This window comes from Kocuria sp. CPCC 205258, assembly GCF_040981005.1.
GTDB lineage: Bacteria > Actinomycetota > Actinomycetes > Actinomycetales > Micrococcaceae > Kocuria > Kocuria rosea.
Map to the genome: position 1 here is coordinate 1 of NZ_JAVKPS010000033.1, position 855 is coordinate 855.

At 73.5% G+C, this 855-nt stretch carries 1 protein-coding gene; it reads right to left on the reverse strand.

Features of this window, described 5'->3' with window-relative positions; translation table 11 throughout:
* Nucleotides 1-212 precede the first annotated feature (212 nt).
* Nucleotides 213-855: FAD-dependent oxidoreductase (locus RF644_RS18670; protein ID WP_368797657.1), on the reverse strand; the 643-nt coding region annotated here is incomplete at its 5' end.

Sequence of the window (855 nt, forward strand, 5' to 3'; positions counted from 1 at the left end):
GTGCGGTAGGCGCCGGGCTTGTCGAGGTCTCCGGCGCGTACGGCGCAGAACCACATCTGCTCGAAGATGCGTTCCTGCTCGGCGCGGAAGACGGCCTCGTCCACGTAGGTGGAGCCGGGCAGGGTGGAGATCAGACTCTCCGAGACAACATTGGTCGACAACTCGAACTCCTTACAACGTACTGCGGAACGGGTGGGACGGGTGGATCGGTTTCACACCCCGGCCGCGGCGGCCGGGGCGGCGGTGGTGGCGGCGGCGGCCGGGGACGCGGCCGCGACAGCGGCGGCCACGGACTGGGCCGCCTCGTGCGGCGGGGCAGGGGTGCGGGCGGCAGCGGCGATCTTTTCCAGGGTCTTGCGCCAGCGGCCGAAGAGCTTGACCTGGTTCCAGCCCAGCACCGCGACCGGTTCCTCTCCGGCGTAGTAGACGGCCAGCAGGGAGTCCTCGCCCGGGCCGCCGTGCTCGTAGACCACGCGGTCGGCGCGGGAGGCGTCGCCGGCGAACTGCAGGCGGGTGCCGTACTGGTCGGACCAGAAGTAGGGGGGCTTGACCGCCGGCAGGGTCGCCGGGTCCTCGCCCAGCAGCGCGGACACGGCCACGCCCGGGCGCTGGGCGGCCCCGGTCCAGTGCTCCACCCGCTGGTGGCGGGCGGTGACCGGGTCCCACCACGCGGCGCAGTCGCCGACGGCGACGACCCCGGGGAGGCTGGTGGCTCCGACCGCGTCGCAGACCACGCCGTTGCCGAGCTCGATCCCGGAGCTCTCCAGCCAGGCGATGTTGGGTACCGCGCCGATGCCCACGACGACCACGTCGGCGTCCAGGACCCGGCCGTCGGCCAGGTGCACCGCGGCCACG